This is a genomic window from Streptantibioticus silvisoli, assembly GCF_027947535.2.
Taxonomy (GTDB): domain Bacteria; phylum Actinomycetota; class Actinomycetes; order Streptomycetales; family Streptomycetaceae; genus Streptantibioticus_C; species Streptantibioticus_C silvisoli.
Map to the genome: position 1 here is coordinate 1 of NZ_JAAGKO020000013.1, position 17,354 is coordinate 17,354.

13 protein-coding genes are annotated in these 17,354 nt (G+C 72.8%); 7 read left to right on the plus strand and 6 right to left on the minus strand.

The window, feature by feature from the left end:
* Positions 1–130: 130 nt before the first annotated feature.
* Together ligD and POF43_RS11465 are read left to right on the plus strand one after the other, a co-directional pair.
* Positions 131–1,033, plus strand: a complete 903-nt coding sequence (gene ligD / locus POF43_RS11460; protein WP_271323503.1) for a non-homologous end-joining DNA ligase — start codon at positions 131–133, stop codon at positions 1,031–1,033.
* A gap of 133 nt (positions 1,034–1,166) precedes the next feature.
* Positions 1,167–2,201, plus strand: coding sequence for a LacI family DNA-binding transcriptional regulator (locus tag POF43_RS11465; protein WP_271314639.1), 1,035 nt, complete (start codon positions 1,167–1,169; stop codon positions 2,199–2,201).
* 37 nt (positions 2,202–2,238) lie between these two features.
* Here POF43_RS11465 and POF43_RS11470 read toward each other — a convergent pair whose 3' ends face one another.
* The 4 genes from POF43_RS11470 to POF43_RS11485 form a co-directional block, all read right to left on the minus strand.
* The gene (locus POF43_RS11470; protein ID WP_271314638.1) at positions 2,239–3,246 is read right to left on the minus strand and encodes an ABC transporter permease; all 1,008 of its coding nucleotides are present in this window, start codon (positions 3,244–3,246) and stop codon (positions 2,239–2,241) included.
* The gene (locus POF43_RS11475; protein ID WP_271314637.1) at positions 3,243–4,208 is read right to left on the minus strand and encodes an ABC transporter permease; all 966 of its coding nucleotides are present in this window, start codon (positions 4,206–4,208) and stop codon (positions 3,243–3,245) included. Before POF43_RS11475 ends, POF43_RS11470 begins: the two co-directional genes overlap by 4 nt.
* Positions 4,205–5,833 carry a sugar ABC transporter ATP-binding protein gene (locus POF43_RS11480; protein ID WP_372515965.1) on the minus strand — a complete coding sequence of 543 codons (1,629 nt, stop codon included), beginning with the start codon at positions 5,831–5,833 and terminating at the stop codon, positions 4,205–4,207. The genes POF43_RS11475 and POF43_RS11480 overlap by 4 nt, the downstream gene beginning before the upstream one ends.
* A gap of 70 nt (positions 5,834–5,903) precedes the next feature.
* Positions 5,904–7,007: an ABC transporter substrate-binding protein gene (locus tag POF43_RS11485; protein ID WP_271314636.1), complete on the minus strand. Its 1,104-nt coding sequence runs from the start codon at positions 7,005–7,007 to the stop codon at positions 5,904–5,906.
* 378 nt (positions 7,008–7,385) lie between these two features.
* Here POF43_RS11485 and POF43_RS11490 point away from each other — a divergent pair, with 378 nt between their 5' ends.
* From POF43_RS11490 to POF43_RS11500, 3 genes are all read left to right on the plus strand, one after another.
* The gene (locus POF43_RS11490; RefSeq protein WP_271323501.1) at positions 7,386–9,980 is read left to right on the plus strand and encodes a glutaminase domain-containing protein; all 2,595 of its coding nucleotides are present in this window, start codon (positions 7,386–7,388) and stop codon (positions 9,978–9,980) included.
* Positions 9,981–10,087: 107 nt separating this feature from the next.
* Positions 10,088–11,140 carry a glutathione S-transferase family protein gene (locus POF43_RS11495; RefSeq protein WP_271323500.1) on the plus strand — a complete coding sequence of 351 codons (1,053 nt, stop codon included), beginning with the start codon at positions 10,088–10,090 and terminating at the stop codon, positions 11,138–11,140.
* A 102-nt stretch (positions 11,141–11,242) separates the two neighbouring features.
* Entirely contained in the window at positions 11,243–11,551 is a 309-nt protein-coding gene (locus tag POF43_RS11500; protein WP_271314633.1) for a 4a-hydroxytetrahydrobiopterin dehydratase, read from the plus strand.
* A gap of 204 nt (positions 11,552–11,755) precedes the next feature.
* On the opposite strand, the gene POF43_RS11505 is transcribed toward POF43_RS11500, so the two are convergent.
* Complete coding sequence (locus tag POF43_RS11505; RefSeq protein WP_271314632.1) at positions 11,756–12,847, minus strand: carboxylate-amine ligase; 1,092 nt, start codon at positions 12,845–12,847, stop codon at positions 11,756–11,758.
* Between the two features lie 145 nt (positions 12,848–12,992).
* Positions 12,993–14,159 (minus strand): acyl-CoA dehydrogenase family protein, encoded by a 1,167-nt coding sequence (locus tag POF43_RS11510; protein WP_271318700.1) that lies wholly within the window; start codon positions 14,157–14,159, stop codon positions 12,993–12,995.
* A 757-nt stretch (positions 14,160–14,916) separates the two neighbouring features.
* Here POF43_RS11510 and POF43_RS11515 point away from each other — a divergent pair.
* Both POF43_RS11515 and POF43_RS11520 read left to right on the plus strand, forming a co-directional pair.
* The gene (locus POF43_RS11515; RefSeq protein WP_271325953.1) at positions 14,917–15,855 is read left to right on the plus strand and encodes a lysozyme; all 939 of its coding nucleotides are present in this window, start codon (positions 14,917–14,919) and stop codon (positions 15,853–15,855) included.
* A 425-nt stretch (positions 15,856–16,280) separates the two neighbouring features.
* Positions 16,281–17,339 carry an NAD(P)-dependent alcohol dehydrogenase gene (locus tag POF43_RS11520; protein ID WP_271317234.1) on the plus strand — a complete coding sequence of 353 codons (1,059 nt, stop codon included), beginning with the start codon at positions 16,281–16,283 and terminating at the stop codon, positions 17,337–17,339.
* The last annotated feature ends 15 nt before the right edge of the window (positions 17,340–17,354 follow it).

Below are 17,354 nucleotides of genomic sequence, written 5' to 3' on the forward strand. Positions count from 1 at the left end.
CACCGCACCCCCGCCCGCCACGCCAGCCTCCGCAGCGCCGACGTCCCCCACTCCGCCCACCGCAACACCAACCCCACCCCCCGCACCCCCGCCCCGACGCGGCCGCGGTCCGTCGCGGCCGCCCGCTGACGTGCCGCAGGCGTCCGGCGGTGCCGACCGGCAGGCCGTGGAGTTCGAGGGGCGGCGGCTGGTGCTGTCCCACCTGTCCAAGGTGCTGTTTCCGGCCACCGGGCTGACCAAGGCCGCCGCGCTCGACTACTACGCGCGGATCGCGCCGGTCCTGCTGCCGCACACCGCCGGGCGGCCCGCGTCGTTCGTCCGGGCGCCCGAGGGGCCGGGCGGCCAGCGCTGGTACGCCAAGAACCCGCCGCCCGGTATGCCCGAGTGGGTGCCGGTGGCCGAGATCGCCTCCAGCGAGGGCCCGGCGCCGCACGTGATGGTCGACGACGCGGCGACCCTGCTGGCCATGGCCAACCTCGGCGCCTGGGAGGTCCACGTGCCGCAGTGGACGGTCGCCGCCGGTCCGCAGGCCCACGACCGGCTGGTCCTCGACCTCGACCCCGGACCGGGCGCCGGCCTGCCCGAGTGCTGCCGGATCGCCGAGGCGCTGCGCGAGGAGCTGGCCGCCGACGGCCTGACCGCCCAGCCGGTGGTCTCCGGCTCCAAGGGGATGCACCTGTACGTCCGGCTGGTCCCGGCCGGCGAGGAGGCGGTGCGCGGGTACGCCCGCCGGCTGGCCGGCCGCCTGGAGTCGCGCCACCCGCGCCGGGCCACCGCCACCATGGCCAAGGCCGCCCGCAGCGGCAAGGTCTTCATCGACTGGTCGCAGAACGCCTCCGCCAAGACCACCGCCGCGCCCTACACCCTGCGGCTTCTCGACGCGCCCCGCGTCGCCGCACCGGTGACGTGGGAGGAGGTGGCCGGCTGCCGGGACGCGCGGGCGCTGTGGTTCACCCCGGCGCAGGTGCTGGACCGGGTCGCGCGCGGCGGTGATCCGCTGGAGGTCCCCGCCGAGCCGGCGGCCCTGCCGTAATGGCCGGTCGTGCGCTATTCTAACGTTGTAAACGAACACTGGGGCCGGACCGGGCGCGTGACGGACACCGGCCGCCGCCCCCACCCGGTCCGGGCGGCGCCGCCCGGTGGCTGGAAGGCGGATGCGGGTGGCGATGGCAGGACGCCCGGGCGGGGCTCCCGCGCCGCGGCTCAAGGACGTCGCTCAGGCGGCGGGCGTGTCGGTGAAGACCGTCTCCAACGTGGTCAACGGCTTCGAGCACGTCGCCGACGACACCCGGCAGCGCGTGCAGCGGGCCATCGACGCCCTCGGATACCAGCCCAACATGATGGCCCGCCGGCTGCGTTCCGGCCGCAGCGGCGTCATCGCGCTGGCGTTTCCCGAACTGCCGTCGCCGTACTTCGCCGAACTGGCCGTCGAGGTCATCCAGGCCGCCCGCCGGCACGGCTGCACGGTGCTGATGGACGACACCGCCGGGGACCCCGGTGCCGAACTGCGCATCGCCTCCGGACTCGGCGACCCGCTCATCGACGGCGTCATCCTCAGCCCGCTCGGCCTGGACCAGGCCGAACTGGCCGCCCGCAGCCGCCCGATCCCGCTGGTGCTGCTCGGTGAGGCCGACTTCGGACTGGTCTGCGACCACGTGCACATCGACAACGTCGCCGCCGCCCGGACCGCCACCCGCCACCTGATCGACCAGGGCCGCCGGCGCATCGCCGCCGTCGGCTGGCAGGACCCGGCCCCGCGGGCCACCGCCCAGCAGCGGCTGCTGGGGTACTCCCAGGCGCTGCGGGCCGCCGGGCTGCCGGTCGACCCGGCGCTCTTCCCGCCGGTCGGCGCCTACTTCCGGCCGGACGGCGCCCGGGCGATGCGCGAACTGCTGGCGTTGCCCGAACCGCCCGACGCGGTCTTCTGCTTCAACGACCTGATGGCGCTCGGCGCCCTGCGCGCGCTGCACGAGGCCGGGGTACGGGTGCCGGACGACATCGCGCTGGCCGGCTTCGACGACACCGAGGAGGCCGAGTACGCGGTCCCCTCGCTCACCACGGTCGCCCCGGACAAGGCCGGCATAGCGGAGGCCGCCGTCGAGGCGCTGCTCGACCGGATCGCCAACGGCGACGACGCCCCGCGCCGGCTGGTCCAGCCCGGTTTCCGCCTGGTGGAACGCGAAAGCAGCCGCCGGGGGTGATCCCCCGGCGGCCGCCGGCGACGCGTGCGCCCCCACGTCACTCCACGTGCCGCGCCCGTCCCAGCAGCGTCTGCGACAGCACCACCAGGGCCAGGAACGCGCCGTTGACCGCGTCGGTGAACGCCGAGCCGTACGACGAGAAGTAGTGGTCGATCAGGTTGTGCAGCACCGCCAGCAGCAGCACACCGCAGACCGTGCCGCCCACCGTGCCGTAACCGCCGGTCAGCAGGGTGCCGCCGATGACCACCGAGGCGATCGCGGTCAGCTCGTAGCCGACGCCGATCGTGGTGACCCCGGAGCCGAGCCGCAGGCCGCCCAGCGCGCCGGCCAGGCCCGCCAGCGAGCCGGACAGCACGTAGACGTAGACCTTGGCGCGGGCCACCGGCAGCCCCATCAGCACCGCCGCGTTCTCGTTGCCGCCGATCGCGGTGAGGGTGGCGCCGAACCGGGTGCGGGTCAGCAGCAGCCCGCCCAGCACGAACAGCGCCGCCACGATCAGCACCGGGGTCCAGGTGCCCTCGCCCAGCTTGCGGGCCCAGGAGCCGGCCGGCACCAGATACGTGGTCGACCCCTCGTTGGTGATCGCCTGGAGCACCCCGCGCACGCCCAGCAGGCCGGCCAGGCTCACGATGAACGGTGCCATCCTGGCCCGGGCCACCAGCATGCCCTGGACCGTGCCCCAGGCCGCGCCGACCGCCAGCGGCAGCAGGACCGCCGCCCAGGAGCCGGCCCGCGACCCGTCGGCCGCCAGCACCCCGCCCAGCGCGTACATCGAACCCACCGACAGGTCGATGCCGCCGGTGGTGATCACGAACGTCATGCCCAGCGCCAGCAGCCACACGAACGCGTTGCCGCCCAGCACCCCGCTGACGTTGGCCCAGTCGGCGAAGCCGGGGGAGGCGATGGAGGCCACCACGACGACCACCAGCAGCACGATGGGTGCGCCGCGCTTCTGGACCAGGGCCGCCAGCCGTTCGCCCCGGCCGGTGCCGTCGGGACCGGGCGTCTTCGGGCCCGCCTGGTCGCGTACCGCGGTGGAACTCATCGGCTACCACGCTCCCGGGAGACGTACACGGCGCCGCAGATGATGGCCGCCTCGATGATCTGGGTGTAGGAGGTGTGGACGTCGTGCTGGGTCAGGACGGCGCTGATGAGCTGCATGAACAGCGCGCCGGCCACCGTGCCCAGCACCCGCACCCGGCCGCCGCTCAGCGGGGTGCCGCCGACCACGACCGCGGTGATGGCGTCCAGTTCCATGTTCAGGCCCTGGTTGGCCGGGTCGGCCTCGGCGCCGTGCCCGACGACCAGCACGCCGGCCAGCGCGGCCAGGATGCCGGAGATCACGTAGACGGTGACCAGCACCCGGCGCACCGGCAGGCCGGCCAGCCGGGCCGCCTGCCGGTTGTCGCCGATGGCGACCAGCTGGCGGCCGAAGGTGGTGCGCCGCATGACCACCGCGACCACCGCGGCGGCCACGATCGCCACCCACGCCATCCACGGCACCCCGGCCGCGCTGTTGCCGCCGAGCGACAGCAGGGACTGGGCGGTCACCGGCTTGGCCGCGTCACCGTTGATCAGCTCGGCCACCCCGCGCAGTCCGATCATCAGCGACAGCGTCGCCACGATCGGCTGGACCCGGGCGAACGCCACCATGGAGCCGCCGATCGCGCCGGCCACCGCGCCGATCAGCAGCGCCAGCGCCAGCGCGGCGCCCAGGCCGTAGCCCAGGTACAGCGGCAGCACGGCCGCCGACAGTGCGATGGTGGCGCCCACCGACAGGTCGATGCCCTCGGTGCCGATGACCAGGGCCATGCCGAGGGCCACCAGCAGCGTGGGCGACAGCTGGAACAGCTGGACGCGCAGGTTGCTCGCCGACAGGAACGAGGTGTTGAGCGCGACCGCGACGACGATCAGCACCACCAGCGCCAGGTAGACGCCGTAGTTCTGGATGTCCTTCAGCACGCGGGCCTTCTGCGGCAGCCGGCCGCTCACCGTGGTGGCGCTCATCGCGTCTCCTCCGCCCGGGAGGCGTCGCCGTCGGCACCGGACACATCGCCGTCGGCGCCCGGCACATCGCCGTCGGCACCGTCCGCACCGGAGCTGGCCAGCGCCGCCAGCAGCGCCTGCTCGGTCACCCCGTCGCCCTCCAGATGGCCGACGACCGCGCCGTCCTTGAGCACCACGACCCGGTCCGACCCCTCGATCAGCTCCTCCAACTCCGAGGAGATCAGCAGCACGCCCAGTCCTTCCCGCGCCAACTCGTCCACCAGCGACTGCACTTCGGCCTTGGCCCCGACGTCGATGCCGCGGGTCGGCTCGTCCAGCAGCAGCACCTTGGGGTTCATGCACAGCCAGCGGGCCAGCAGGACCTTCTGCTGGTTGCCGCCGGACAGGTCGCTGACCCGCTGTTCCGGGCCGGACGCCTTGATGCCCAGCCGCTCCATGAAGTACGTGACGACCTCGTCCTGCCGCGCGGTGGAGACGATCCCGCCCCGCGACAGCCGCGGCAGCGCCGCCAGCACGATGTTCTCCCGCACCGACAGGCTCGGGATGATGCCCTCCGCCTTGCGGTCCTCGGCCAGCATCACCACCCCGGCGCGGATCGCGGCGGCCGGCGAGCGACGGGTCATGGCGGTGCCCGCCACCGACACCGTGCCGCCCTCGGTGGCGATCGCGCCGACCACCGCCTTGGCCGTCTCGCTGCGCCCGGAGCCCAACAGGCCGCCCAGGCCCACTACTTCACCGGGCCGGATCGACAGCGAGACACCGTTGACCTTGTGACGTACCGCCAGATCCCGTGCTTCCAGGATCGGTTGGTCCTCCTGCCGGTCGTGGCCGTCGGCGGCGAACGCGGTGGCGCCCTCCCGCCGGACCTCCGACATCTCGCGGCCCAGCATCAGCGAGATCAGCTTCAGCCGTTCCAGGCCCGCGAGTTCACCGGTGTGCACCACCGCGCCGTCCCGCATCACGGTCACCCGGTCGCAGATCGCGTACAGCTCGTCGAGCCGGTGGCTGACGTAGACCACCGCGACGCCCTTGGAGCGCAGGTCGCGGATGACGGAGAACAGCGTCTCGACCTCGCGCGGCTCCAGCGACGAGGTCGGCTCGTCCATGATGACCACCCGCGCGTCGATCCGCACCGCCCGGGCCAGCGCCACCATCTGCTGCGCGCCCAGCCCCAGCGTGTGCAGCGGCCGGCTGACGTCGGACTCGACGCCGTAGCCGCGCAGGATCTGCGCCGCCTGCCGGTTCATCGCGCGGGTGTCGACCACGCCGAAGCGGCGCGGCTCGCGGCCCAGGAAGAGGTTGCGGGCCACCGACATCAGCGGGATGAGGTTGACCTCCTGGTAGATCGTGGAGATCCCGGCGGCCTGCGCCTCCAGCGGGGTGGTGAACGCCACCGTCCGGCCGGCCAGCGTCACCGTGCCGGTGTCCGGCCGGTGCACCCCGGTCATCACCTTGATCAGCGTGGACTTGCCCGCGCCGTTCTCGCCGATGAGCGCGTGCACCTCACCGGGCCGCAGGCTCAGGCTCACGTCCCGCAGGGCGTGCACCCCCGCGAACGTCTTGCCGGCCCCGACGACCTCCAGGACGGGCTCGCCGTCCGGGGCCGGGGCCTGAGTGGGGATCACGTGCTGCCTCCTTCGCACACCGCCCGGACACCCCGCGAAAGGGTGTCCGGGCGGTCCGTCTTCCGCGCGGTCAGTACACCAGGCCCTGCGACAGCGCCTGCTTGGCGTTGGCGCTGGTGAAGTGCGAGTCCTTGATGATCACGTCGGAGGACACGCCCTTGGTGGAGTAGAAGTTCTCCAGCGACTGGAAGGCCAGCGGCCCGAAGCGCGGGTTGGTCTCCACGTCGGCCACCACCTGGCCGTCGGCGACGCCCTGCACGACCTGCTGGGTGCCGTCGATCGAGACGACCTTGATGTCCTTGCCCGGGGTCTTGCCCGCCGAGCGGATCGCCTGGAGCGCGCCGAGCGCCATCTCGTCGTTCTCCGCGTAGACCGCGGTGATGTCCGGGTGGCTCTGGAGCAGCTGCTCCATGACCTTCTGGCCGTCGGTCTGGTCGAAGTTGGCGGTCTGCGAGGCGATCACCTTCAGCTTCGGGTACTTCGCCTTGATCCGGTCGTTGAAGCCCTTCGTGCGGTCGGTGGAGACGTCGTTGCCCGGCGTACCGGTCAGCACCGCCACCTTGGCCGAACCACCGGTGGCGCCCGCCAGGTCGTCGGCGGCTATCTGCGCCTGACCGTAGAAGTTCGAGCCGATGAAGGAGATGAAGTCGGTGCACGCCTTGCCGACCGCGGTGCGGTCGATGGTCAGCACCGGGATCTTCTTGGCCTTCGCCTCGCTCAGCGCCGGGCCCAGGCCGGCGGAGTCCTCCGGCGCCACGATCAGCACCTTGGCACCCTGCGCGATCATGTCCTGGATCTGCGAGTTCTGCGCGTTGACGTCCGCGTTGGCGTTGCGCTGGATCAGCTTGATGCCCAGCCGCTTGGCCTCGTCCGCGATGGTCTTGGTCTCGGTCGCCCGGAACGGGTTGCTGGTCGACTCCGACTGCGAGAAGCCGACGATCGTCTTGCCGTCGGTCAGGTTCAGCTTGGGCACGCCGCCCGCGTAGGAGCTGTACGTGCACGCCGGGCCCGAGGACCCGGACGAGGCGACCTGCTGGGCCGCCGCGGAGTTGGTCGCGGTGGGCGACGGGCTCGAACTGGCGCTGTCGGTCTTGGTGCACGCCGTCGCGCCCAGGCACACAGCAGCGGCCAGGACCGCGGCGGGAAGGGCTCTGGTCCGGATAACCGCGTTCATGTGCCGATCACGTCCTCACGATGCCAAGGGGTAAGAAATTCCAACGATGGAACGGGGACATTCAGGCAGCATCCGAACGGGCGTGTCAAGACATGCGAGGGGACAGCTTCCACATCGTTCGCGAGCTGAAACGATGCCGGCCGCATCGACCGGACGATCGGTTCCGGGTCGCCCGGCCGGCCCCCGGGGTCGCGATGACCGGCTGGCCCGCAGCCCCTTGACGGTCGGCCCCACCGGTGCCTCAATGACCATTACAACGTTGTTAACGGCTCCGTCCGCGGCACCCCGGGGTGACTTCACGCCGCCGGGCCGGCCCGACGCGTCCGCACGCACCCCGCGTCCTTTCTCCTTGCGCCTCCCCACCGGAAGGAACCTCCCGTGCCTCCTCACGCTGACCGCGAACGGCCCGCGGCCCCCGTCTCCCGGCGCGACCTGCTGCGCTGGGGCGGTGTCGCCACCGCCGCGGCCGCCACCTCCGGCTGGCTGACCTCCGGTGCCGCCTTCGCCGCCTCCCGGCCCGGCGCGGTGCCCGCCGCCTCCACCTTCAGCCCGCTGCGCCCGCCGGCCACCCCGCTGTCGGTCCGCTCGATGTACCTGTCGACCTATCTGCCCGGCGACAACCTGGCCGGCAGCTGGCCCGCGTTCTGGAACGGCCGCACCACCGCGCTGTGCGGCCTGGCCCGCATCGACGGCACGCCGTACCTGTTCGCCGGGGCGCCCTCGCTGCCCGGCGGACCGGCGCTGACCACGATGACGCAGACCGCGCTGAAGATCACCGCCACCCAGTCGACGTACACCCTCACCGGCGGCGGCGTCACCCTCACCGTCTCCTTCCTGTCCCCGGTCGACCCCGGCAACCTCCAGCGCCAGTCGGTCCCGATGAGCTACGTGACGGTCACCGCGGCGGCCAACGACGGCAAGAACCACACGGTCGCCGTCTACCTCGACGCCTCCGCGGAGTGGGTGCACGGCGACAGCAGCACCCAGGTGACCTGGAGCCAGCAGACGACCGGCAGCATGACCGCCCTCAGCTGCCAGCCGGCCACCCCCGGCGTGCTCCAGGAGAACGGCGACCAGGCGTCCTGGGGTTCGCTGGTCCTCGCCGCCCCCACCGCCACCGGCGTCAGCTGGCAGACCGGCCAGGACACCGTGGTGCGCACCGCGTTCGCCACCAACGGCGCGCTGGCCGGCACCAACGACACCGCCCAGCCGCGCGCCATCAACAACAACTGGCCGGTTTTCGCCCTTTCGCAGAACCTCGGCACCGTGACCTCGTCGGCCTCCGCCGCCTTCCGGGTCACCATCGGCCACGTGCGCACCCCGGCCGTCAGCTACCTCGGCGCCGACCTCAACCCCTGGTGGACCACGTACTGGAGCACCTGGCCGGCGATGCTCGACTGGTTCAACTCCGACTTCGCCTCGGCGCTGTCGGCCGCCAACGCCCTGGACGCCAAGATCGCCTCCGACGCCTCCAACGCGGTCGGCGGCGGCACCACCGGCGACCACTACGCCGCGGTGTGCGCGCTCGCGCTGCGCCAGGCGGTCGGCGGCACCGAACTGGTCGACCACTCCGGCACGGCCTGGGCGTTCTTGAAGGAGATCTCCTCCGACGGCAACGTCTCCACCATCGACGTCACCTACCCCGGCTTCCCCGCCTACCTCTACCTGGCCCCCAGCTACCTGCAACTGCTGCTGGAGCCGATGCTGGCCTACGCGGAGACCGGCGGCTGGCCCAAGACGTTCGCCGAGCACGACCTGGGGTCCAGCTACCCCAACGCCGCCGGCCACAACGACGGCAACGAGGAGGACATGCCGGTCGAGGAGTCGGCCAACATGCTGATCATGACGGCGGCCGTCGTCCAGCGGCTGTCCGCCTCGGCCGGGTCGTCGTTCGCCACCGCGCACTACACGATCCTCAAGCAGTGGGCGGACTACCTGGTCGGCAACGCCCTCGACCCCGGCCTGCAGAACCAGACCGACGACTTCACCGGCTTCATCGCGCACAGCGTCAACCTCGCGCTCAAGGGCATCATCGGCATCGGCGCGATGAGCCTGGTCGCCGCGGCGGCCGGCAACACCGCCGACGCCGCCCACTACCTGGGGGTCGCCCGCGGCTACATCAGCCAGTGGGTCACCAAGGGCCTGGACTCCACCGGCCAGCACATGAAGCTCGCCTACGACCAGGACGGCACCTGGAGCCTGAAGTACAACGGCTTCCCCGACCGGCTGCTGGGCCTGGGCCTGGTGCCGCTGGGCGTGGCGTACATGGAGGCCAACTGGTACCAGTCGCAGGCCGGCACCTACGGCGTGCTGCTCGACCCGCGCAACGACTACACCAAGGCCGACTGGGAGATGTGGACCGCCGCCTGGCTCGCCGACCAGCCCACCACCCGCGACACCCTGGTCAACGGCGTCTACGGCTTCGCCAACACCACCCCGCAGCGGGTGCCGTTCTCCGACTGGTACGTCGTCGCCTCCGGCGCCCAGCAGGGCTTCACCAACCGCCCGGTCATCGGCGGCATGTTCTCCCTGCTGCTGCCGGCCGCCGCCCAGTCCGCCGCCTGGAAGAAGATCCAGAACCAGAACTCCGGCAAGGTCCTGGCCGTCTCCAACCAGTCGATCGCCGACAGCGCCAACGTCACCCAGTACACCGACAACGGCACCAACGACCACCTGTGGACCGTGGTCGACAACGGTGACGGCACCGTCAAGATCTACAACCGCAACTCCGGCAAGCTGCTCGCCGTCAACAACCAGTCCACCGCCGACGGTGCCGCCGTCCAGCAGTACAACGACAACGGCTCCGCGGACCACCTGTGGACCCTGGTCGACGCCGGCGGCGGCTGGACCAAGATCGTCAACAAGAACTCCGGCAAGGTCCTGGCGGTCTCGGGCATGTCCACCGCGGACAGCGCCCAGGTCACCCAGTACACCGACAACGGCAGCGCCGACCACCTGTGGAAGCTGGTCTGACGCCGCCCCCGATCCCGGTCCGATCCCCGTCCGATCCATGACCGGACGTTCACCCCGGTCCGTGCCCGCACGCGGTACGGACCGGGGTGAACGGGTACCGGTAGGGGATGACGCGATCAGCAGCGACCCCCGCCCGGCGGGACGAGACCGGCTCCGACGGCAACAGCGAGTACGGCCGCAAGGGCTTCCAGCGCTCCCGCAGCCACTTCGCCGACCGGATCACCGCCGACGGCCGTGACGGCTGGCCGGTGGAGGCCGGCCGCTACCGGCTGGTCGTCTCCCGCGCCTGCCCGTGGGCCAGCCGCGCCCTGGTCTCGCGCCGCCTGCTCGGCCTGGAGGACGCCCTGTCGCTGGCCGTCGCCGACCCCATCCAGGACGACCGCAGCTGGCGGTTCACCCTCGACCCCGGCGACCGCGACCCGGTGCTCGGCATCCACCACCTGTCCGAGGCGTACGACGCCCGGCAGAGCGGCTACCCCGGCGGCGTCAGCGTGCCCGCCGTCGTCGACGTGCCCAGCGGGCAGCTGGTCACCAACGACTACCAGCGCCTCACCCTCGACCTCGCCACCGAGTGGACCGCGCTGCACCGCCCCGGCGCCCCCGACCTGTACCCGGAGCCGTTGCGCGACGAGATCGACGAGGTCATCGACGGCGTCTACCGGCAGCTGAACAACGGCGTCTACCGGGCCGGCTTCGCCACCACCCAGCAGGACTACGAGGACGCCTACCGCGACGTCTTCCACCGCATGGACCTGATGTCCGCCCGGCTCGCCGACCGGCGCTACCTGGTGGGGGAGACCATCACCGAGGCCGACATCCGGGCCTTCACCACCCTCGTGCGGTTCGACGCGGTCTACCACGGCCACTTCAAGTGCAACCGCAACAAGCTCACCGAGGACCCGGTGCTGTGGGCCTACGCCCGCGACCTCTACCAGACCCCGGGCTTCGGCGACACGGTCGACTTCGACCACATCAAGCGGCACTACTACCTGGTCCACACCGGCATCAACCCCACCGGCATCCTGCCCGCCGGCCCGGACCTGTCCGGCTGGCTGACCCCGCACGGCCGCGAGGACCTCGGCGGGCGCCCGTTCGGTGACGGCACCGCGCCGGGACCGGTGCCGGCCGCCGAGCGGATCGCGGCCGCCGGACAGCCCTGACCCCGGCCGTCACCGCAGGTCACGGCGGCCGGGTGTTAGCCACCGTGCCGTGCGGGCACCCGGAACGGCAGGAGGGGCTTCGGCGACCGAGGGAGCGACAACATGGCGGACGAACTGCTGACCACCGGCGAGATCGACGCGGCGATGGCCGATCTGCCGGACTGGCACCGCGCCGGCGGTGCCCTGACCAGGACCATGGACACCTACGACTTCCGCACCGCGGCACGCATCGTCGACAAGGTGGTCACCGAGGCGCAGAAGCTCGACCACCATCCCGACGTGGACATCCGGTACGGAAAGCTGACCTTCGCGCTCTCCACCCACTCGGCCGGCGGCATCACCTCACGCGACGTCGCCCTGGCCCACCGGGTGGAGGAGGCGGCCGGCCACTTCATCCGGTCCCACGACTGACCTGATCCGCCGTGCGCGCGTCCTGGGCGGACGGGCACAGCTGCCCCGGCGCCTGTGCCCGGCCGCCCGGTGCCATGACCTGGCGCCACGAACCGCCCGGTGCCGGTGTCTCCACCGATCGGTGCCCCGCCGCCCGGGCCGCCTTCGGGCGCGTCCCGCGCGGCGCGGCCTCCGGGCACCTCCCGCGCGGTCTTCGGGCGCGTCCTACGCCGGCGGGCAGCCCGCGCCCAGCAGGTCCAGCAGCCCGGCCCGTCCGCCGGCCGCGAACGCCGCGCGCTGCTGGTGGGCGCCGGTGCCCTCCCGCAGCAGGCGGTCGACGCCCTCGGTGACGCGGTCCAGGTCCCCGGTGGTCTTCAGGGCCGGCGTGACGTGGTCGACCAGCGCGATGACCACCTCGGCGGCCGGTCGCAGGGTGCCGTCGAGCGGACTGACCAGGGTGCCGCCGAGGCCGTGGCGGGCGGCACGCCAGTTCGCGGCGGTCAGCAGTTCGCCCGGCACGTCGGCGCCGGGGACGCCCGCGCGCGCGTCGGTCAGCGCGGCGACGACCAGGGCGCGGACCAGGCCGGCGAAGGTCACCGCCTCGCGCGGGCACAGCTGCACGTCCAGCGCCCGCACCTCCAGCGTCGGATACCGCTGCGACAGCCGCGCCTGCCAGTAGATCTGGCCCAGGTCCCGTATGACGCCGGTGGCCAGCAGCCGCCCGGTGCGCTCGGCGTAGTCGCGGGCACCGGCGAAGACCGGCGGCGGCCCGCTGACCGGCCAGCGGCCGAAGACCACGGTGCGCCAGCTGGCGAACCCGGTGTCGCGCCCGTCCCAGAACGGGGAGTTGGCGGCCATCGCCACCAGGACCGGCAGCCACGGCCGCAGCCGGTTGAGCGCGGCGACCGCGCTGTCCGGGTCCGGCACGGCCACGTGCACGTGCATGCCGTTGATCAGCTGCTCGACCACGAGCTGCGGCGCGTCGGCCCACATGGCCAGGTAGCGCGGTTCGGCGGTGACGTGCGACTGGCCCAGCCGCGGGGCGGTGCCGCTGGCCGCGATCCGGCAGCCGGCGCCGGCCACCGCCTCGCCGAGCGCCGCGCGCAGCCGCCGCAGGTGGGCGTCGACCTCGGCGAGGGCGCCGCAGACCGGGGTGGCGACCTCCAGCTGGGCCTGGAGCAGCTCGGCGTCGACCTCGCCGCACCGGACCATCGGCGCCAGCGCCGGCAGACCGCGCACGTGCGCGCCGCGCGACACCGGCGATCCGGTGTCGGCGTCCAGCAGCAGGTACTCCTCCTCCACGCCCACCGTCACCATGTCCCCTGTGTACCCTTTTCGCCCATCGCCAAGCCGGGTCGGCGCGCGGTGAGCCCTCGCCGGTACGCCGGGTGGCGCGGTGGACGCGGGGTGGCGGCCGCCCCTCCCGGAGCCCCGGCGGGGGAGCCGGGGCCGGGCGGGGGCGTCAGCGGTAGGCGGAGATGCCGGTGAGGGCCTGGCCGATCGCGAGCTGGTGGACCTCGCTGGTGCCCTCGTAGGTCAGGACCGACTCCAGGTTGTTGGCGTGCCGCAGCACCGGGTAGTCCAAGGTGATGCCGGCGCCGCCGAGGATCGTGCGGCAGGTGCGGGCGATCTCCATGGCCTCGCGGACGTTGTTCAGCTTGCCGACGCTGACCTGCTCGGGGCGCAGCCGGCCGGCGTCCTTCAGGCGGCCGAGGTGCAGGGCGAGCAGCAGGCCCTTGGACAGCTCGACGGACATGTCGGCCAGCTTGGCCTGGGTCAGCTGGAAGCCGGCGATGGGCCGGTCGAACTGGGTGCGGGCGCCGGCGTAGGCCAGCGTGGCGTCCAGGCAGTCGCGGGCGGCGCCCATCGCGCCGAAGACGATGCCGAACCGCGCCTCGTTCAGGCAGCCCAGCGGCCCGGACAGCCCGCGGGCCTGCGGCAGCATCGCGGAGGACGGCAGCCGGACGCCGTCCAGGGTGAGCTCGGAGGTGGTCGAGGCCCGCAGTGACAGCTTGCGGTGCACGTCGGAGGTGGTGAAGCCGGCGGTGCCGCGCGGCACCAGGAAGCCGCGGATGCCGTCCTCGGTACGGGCCCACACCGTGGCGATGTCGGCGGCGCTGCCGTTGGTGATCCACATCTTGTTGCCGGTCAGCACCCAGTCGTCGCCGTCGCGCTCGGCGCGGGTGCGCATGCCGGCCGGGTTGGAACCGAAGTCCGGCTCGGTCAGCCCGAAGCAGCCGATCGCCTCGCCGGCCGCCATCCGCGGCAGCCACTCCTGCTTCTGCTCCTCGGAGCCGTACTTCCAGATCGAGTACATCGCCAGTGACCCCTGCACCGACACCAGGCTGCGCAGCCCGCTGTCGCCGGCCTCCAGCTCCAGGCAGGCCAGACCGTAGGCGACGGCGGACGAACCGGTGCAGCCGTAGCCGGTCAGGTGCATGCCGAGCAGGCCCAACCGGCCGAGTTCCGGGGCGAGTTCACGTGGCGAGGTGCCCGCTTCGAACCACTCCGCGATGTGCGGGCGCACCTTGTCGTCGACGAAGTCGCGGACGGTGGAACGGATGAGGCGTTCCTCGTCGTCCAGCAGCGAGTCGAAGTCGATGAGGGAGGTCACGTCGGTGACGGGCATGGCGGGCGGGCTCCTCGCTGGGGGCGCCGGACGCAGGACGCCGCTGTCGCCGTTCGCGGGTCCGCGTCGTCCGCCGTGCCGCGCCGGGCCCCTGATCGGGCAGGTCGGGTCGGGGAAGATCGTAGGTCGCCGGGGTGAGGCGGGCAAGGACGGCCCGCGGGGAGCGGGTGGCGGAACGCGGGGGAGCGGGTGGCGGAGCCGGCGGGGGAGCCGGTGGCGGAAGGGGGTGCCGCGCCGCTCGGGGGCATGCCGGGGAGGGGTGGCGGTGCCGCGGGGGCGACCCCGGCGGGGGCCGGCGGACACGGGCGCGGACGCGAGCACTCGGCGCCGGAGGCCGGGTCCCGCGCCGGGCGGACCGGCGGCACGGCGTCGCCCGCCCTCCGTCGCCGGTGTCCACGTGCTCGCGTCCGGCACCCGTCCCCCGGGTGCGTCACCCACCGTCCGGCGCCCCGCCTCGCTCTCCGCACTCATCGGCCCGTTCGGCGATGACCTGGTCGGGAAAAGGTCATCGGGCGGTCAACTCGGCCCGGGCGGGCGGGTGTCCGTTCGTCGCCATGGCGGAAAGTTTCCGCCGCCGGGAGCCGGATCGCGCTGTTGGGGGGCCGACGACAGTGGTGTAGACCAACGGCGGCGGCCGGGGCTCTTCCGGGACGCCGATACTCACCGTTAGGTTGCTGGAGCGCCCCGTTGACGTGCCAATATGACATGGCCGCGTCAAATTGGCGTCCAGAGATCCCCCCACGCCCTGGAGTCCGCCATGTCCACCACTCGCGAAATCGCCCGCGAAACCGCCCGGCACAGATCCCGTACGGCCCGCCTCGCCACCGCCGCCGGCGCCCTGCTCGCCGTCGCGTCGGCCGTCCTCGCGCTGCCCGGCACCGCGAGCGCCGCCCCGGCCGCGCTCCCCACCGCGCATCCGGTGACGCACCCGGCCGGGCAGACCGCCGCCCAGGCCGCCGCTGCCGCCAAGGTCACCCACCCGGAGCTGGACTGGCTCGGCTCCACGGTGCCGGCGCACGACCCCGGTGCCGCCCTGCGCCCCGCGGCGGCCGTCAAGCCGCTCGACGCCACCGTCTCCGGCATGGACGTCAGCGCCTACCAGGGCGCCGTCGACTGGGCCACCGCCGCCGCCAACGGCGGGCAGTTCGCCTACGTCAAGGCCACCGAGGGCACCTCGTACACCAACCCGGACTTCAGCCAGCAGTACAACGGGTCCTACAACGCCGGCATGATCCGCGGCGCCTACCACTTCGCGACGCCCAACACCTCCGGCGGCGCCGCCCAGGCCGACTACTTCGTCAGCAACGGCGGCGGCTGGTCCGCGGACGGCAAGACGCTGCCGCCCATGCTGGACATCGAGTACAACCCGTACGGCGACGAGTGCTACGACCTCAGCCAGGCCGACATGGTCAGCTGGATCGCCGCCTTCAGCAACGAGGTCCTCGCCCGCACCGGGCGGTACCCCACGATCTACTCCACCACCGACTGGTGGACCACCTGCACCGGCAACAGCTCGGCCTTCTCCGCCACCAACCCGCTGTTCGTCGCCGACTACAACGGCACGGTCGGCACGCTGCCGGCCGGCTGGGCCGCCTGGACCTTCTGGCAGTACGCCGACTCCGGCACCTTCCCCGGTGACCAGGACTACTTCGACGGCGCCATCGACCGCCTCCAGGCCCTCGCCCTCAACCAGTAACCGCGCGCACCGCGCACCGCGGCCCCCGTCCGGCGTCCACCGCCGGGCGGGGGCCGCGGCGTTCGCGGGGGCGTTCGCGGGGCGGGGGCGGCGGGGCCGGCCGAGGCGACAGGCTGCGGTGGCCGACTGCGGTGGCCGACCGCGGTGGCCGGTCGGGATGGCCGACGAGCTTGCGGTCAAAGGTGAGCCGAAACGGTCAGAAGTTGGCAGGGAAGTGATCGTAAAGCGACAGTCGGTAGCCATCCTGGGTCTGTCAGGCCCCCTCTCGGCCCTCCGGGGACGTCGGCCCCGCGCGGATACTTGAGGAGTGGACGATCTTGAGGCGAACCGCCCCGGCGGGACGTCGCCCGGTCGCCCGCGGGCCGTCCGGCAGCCGCCGGGGCCGTCACCGCAGAAGCCGTCCCGCTGAAGGAGACGTTCCCACGATGAGCATCACCGACGTCGTCGCCTACGCCGCGCCCAAGCCGAAGGCCCCGCTGGAGCGGACCACCGTGCCGCGCCGCCCGGTCGGCGAGCACGACGTGCTGATCGAGATCAAGTACGCCGGCATCTGCCACTCCGACATCCACCAGGCCCGCGACGAGTGGTTCGAGGGCACCTTCCCGATGGTCCCCGGCCACGAGATCGCCGGCGTCATCACCGAGGTCGGCTCCGGCGTCACGAAGTTCGCCGTCGGCGACCGGGCCGGCGTCGGCTGCTTCGTCGACTCCTGCCGCGAGTGCGCCCACTGCCTGGCCGGCGAGGAGCAGTACTGCCTCAAGGGCGGGGTCTCCACGTACAACGGCACCGGCAAGGACGGGCAGCCCACCTACGGCGGCTACAGCACCCACATAGTCGTCGACGAGAACTACACGCTGCGCATCCCCGAGGGCCTGTCGCTGGACGTCGCCGCCCCGCTGCTGTGCGCCGGCATCACGCTCTACTCGCCGCTCAAGCACTGGAACGCCGGTCCCGGCAAGCGCGTCGCCATCGTCGGCATGGGCGGCCTGGGCCACATGGGCGTCAAGATCGCGCACGCCCTCGGCGCCGAGACCACCGTGCTCAGCCAGACCCTGAACAAGAAGGAGGACGGCCTGCGCCTGGGCGCTGACCACTTCCACGCCACCAGCGACCCGGCGACCTTCACCGAACTGGCCGGCACCTTCGACCTGATCGTCAACACCGTCTCGGCCAACCTCGACGTGGACGCCTACCTTGGCCTGCTCGGCCTGGACGGCACCATGGTCAACGTCGGCGCCCCGGAGGCCCCCGGTACCTTCGGGTACTTCTCCCTGCTCCGCCTGCGCCGCAGCCTCGCCGGCTCCAGCATCGGCGGCATCCGGCAGACCCAGGAGATGCTCGACTTCTGCGCCGAGCACGGCTTCGGCGCCGAGATCGAGGTCATCGCCGCCGACGGGATCAACGAGGCGTACGAGCGCGTTATGGCCAGTGACGTGCGGTACCGCTTCGTCATCGACATCTCCACCCTGCACGAGAACGCCTGACCGGAAGCTGGAAGA

Excerpts from the sequence above, each read along its gene's own strand:
- POF43_RS11465 (WP_271314639.1), top strand. The coding sequence starts at position 1,167 with ATGGCAGGACGCCCGGGCGGGGCTCCCGCGCCGCGGCTCAAGGACGTC.
- POF43_RS11470 (WP_271314638.1), bottom strand. The coding sequence starts at position 3,246 with ATGAGTTCCACCGCGGTACGCGACCAGGCGGGCCCGAAGACGCCCGGT.
- POF43_RS11475 (WP_271314637.1), bottom strand. The coding sequence starts at position 4,208 with ATGAGCGCCACCACGGTGAGCGGCCGGCTGCCGCAGAAGGCCCGCGTG.
- POF43_RS11485 (WP_271314636.1), bottom strand. The coding sequence starts at position 7,007 with ATGAACGCGGTTATCCGGACCAGAGCCCTTCCCGCCGCGGTCCTGGCC.
- POF43_RS11495 (WP_271323500.1), top strand. The coding sequence starts at position 10,088 with ATGACGCGATCAGCAGCGACCCCCGCCCGGCGGGACGAGACCGGCTCC.
- POF43_RS11500 (WP_271314633.1), top strand. The coding sequence starts at position 11,243 with ATGGCGGACGAACTGCTGACCACCGGCGAGATCGACGCGGCGATGGCC.
- POF43_RS11505 (WP_271314632.1), bottom strand. The coding sequence starts at position 12,847 with ATGGTGACGGTGGGCGTGGAGGAGGAGTACCTGCTGCTGGACGCCGAC.
- POF43_RS11510 (WP_271318700.1), bottom strand. The coding sequence starts at position 14,159 with ATGCCCGTCACCGACGTGACCTCCCTCATCGACTTCGACTCGCTGCTG.
- POF43_RS11515 (WP_271325953.1), top strand. The coding sequence starts at position 14,917 with ATGTCCACCACTCGCGAAATCGCCCGCGAAACCGCCCGGCACAGATCC.
- POF43_RS11520 (WP_271317234.1), top strand. The coding sequence starts at position 16,281 with ATGAGCATCACCGACGTCGTCGCCTACGCCGCGCCCAAGCCGAAGGCC.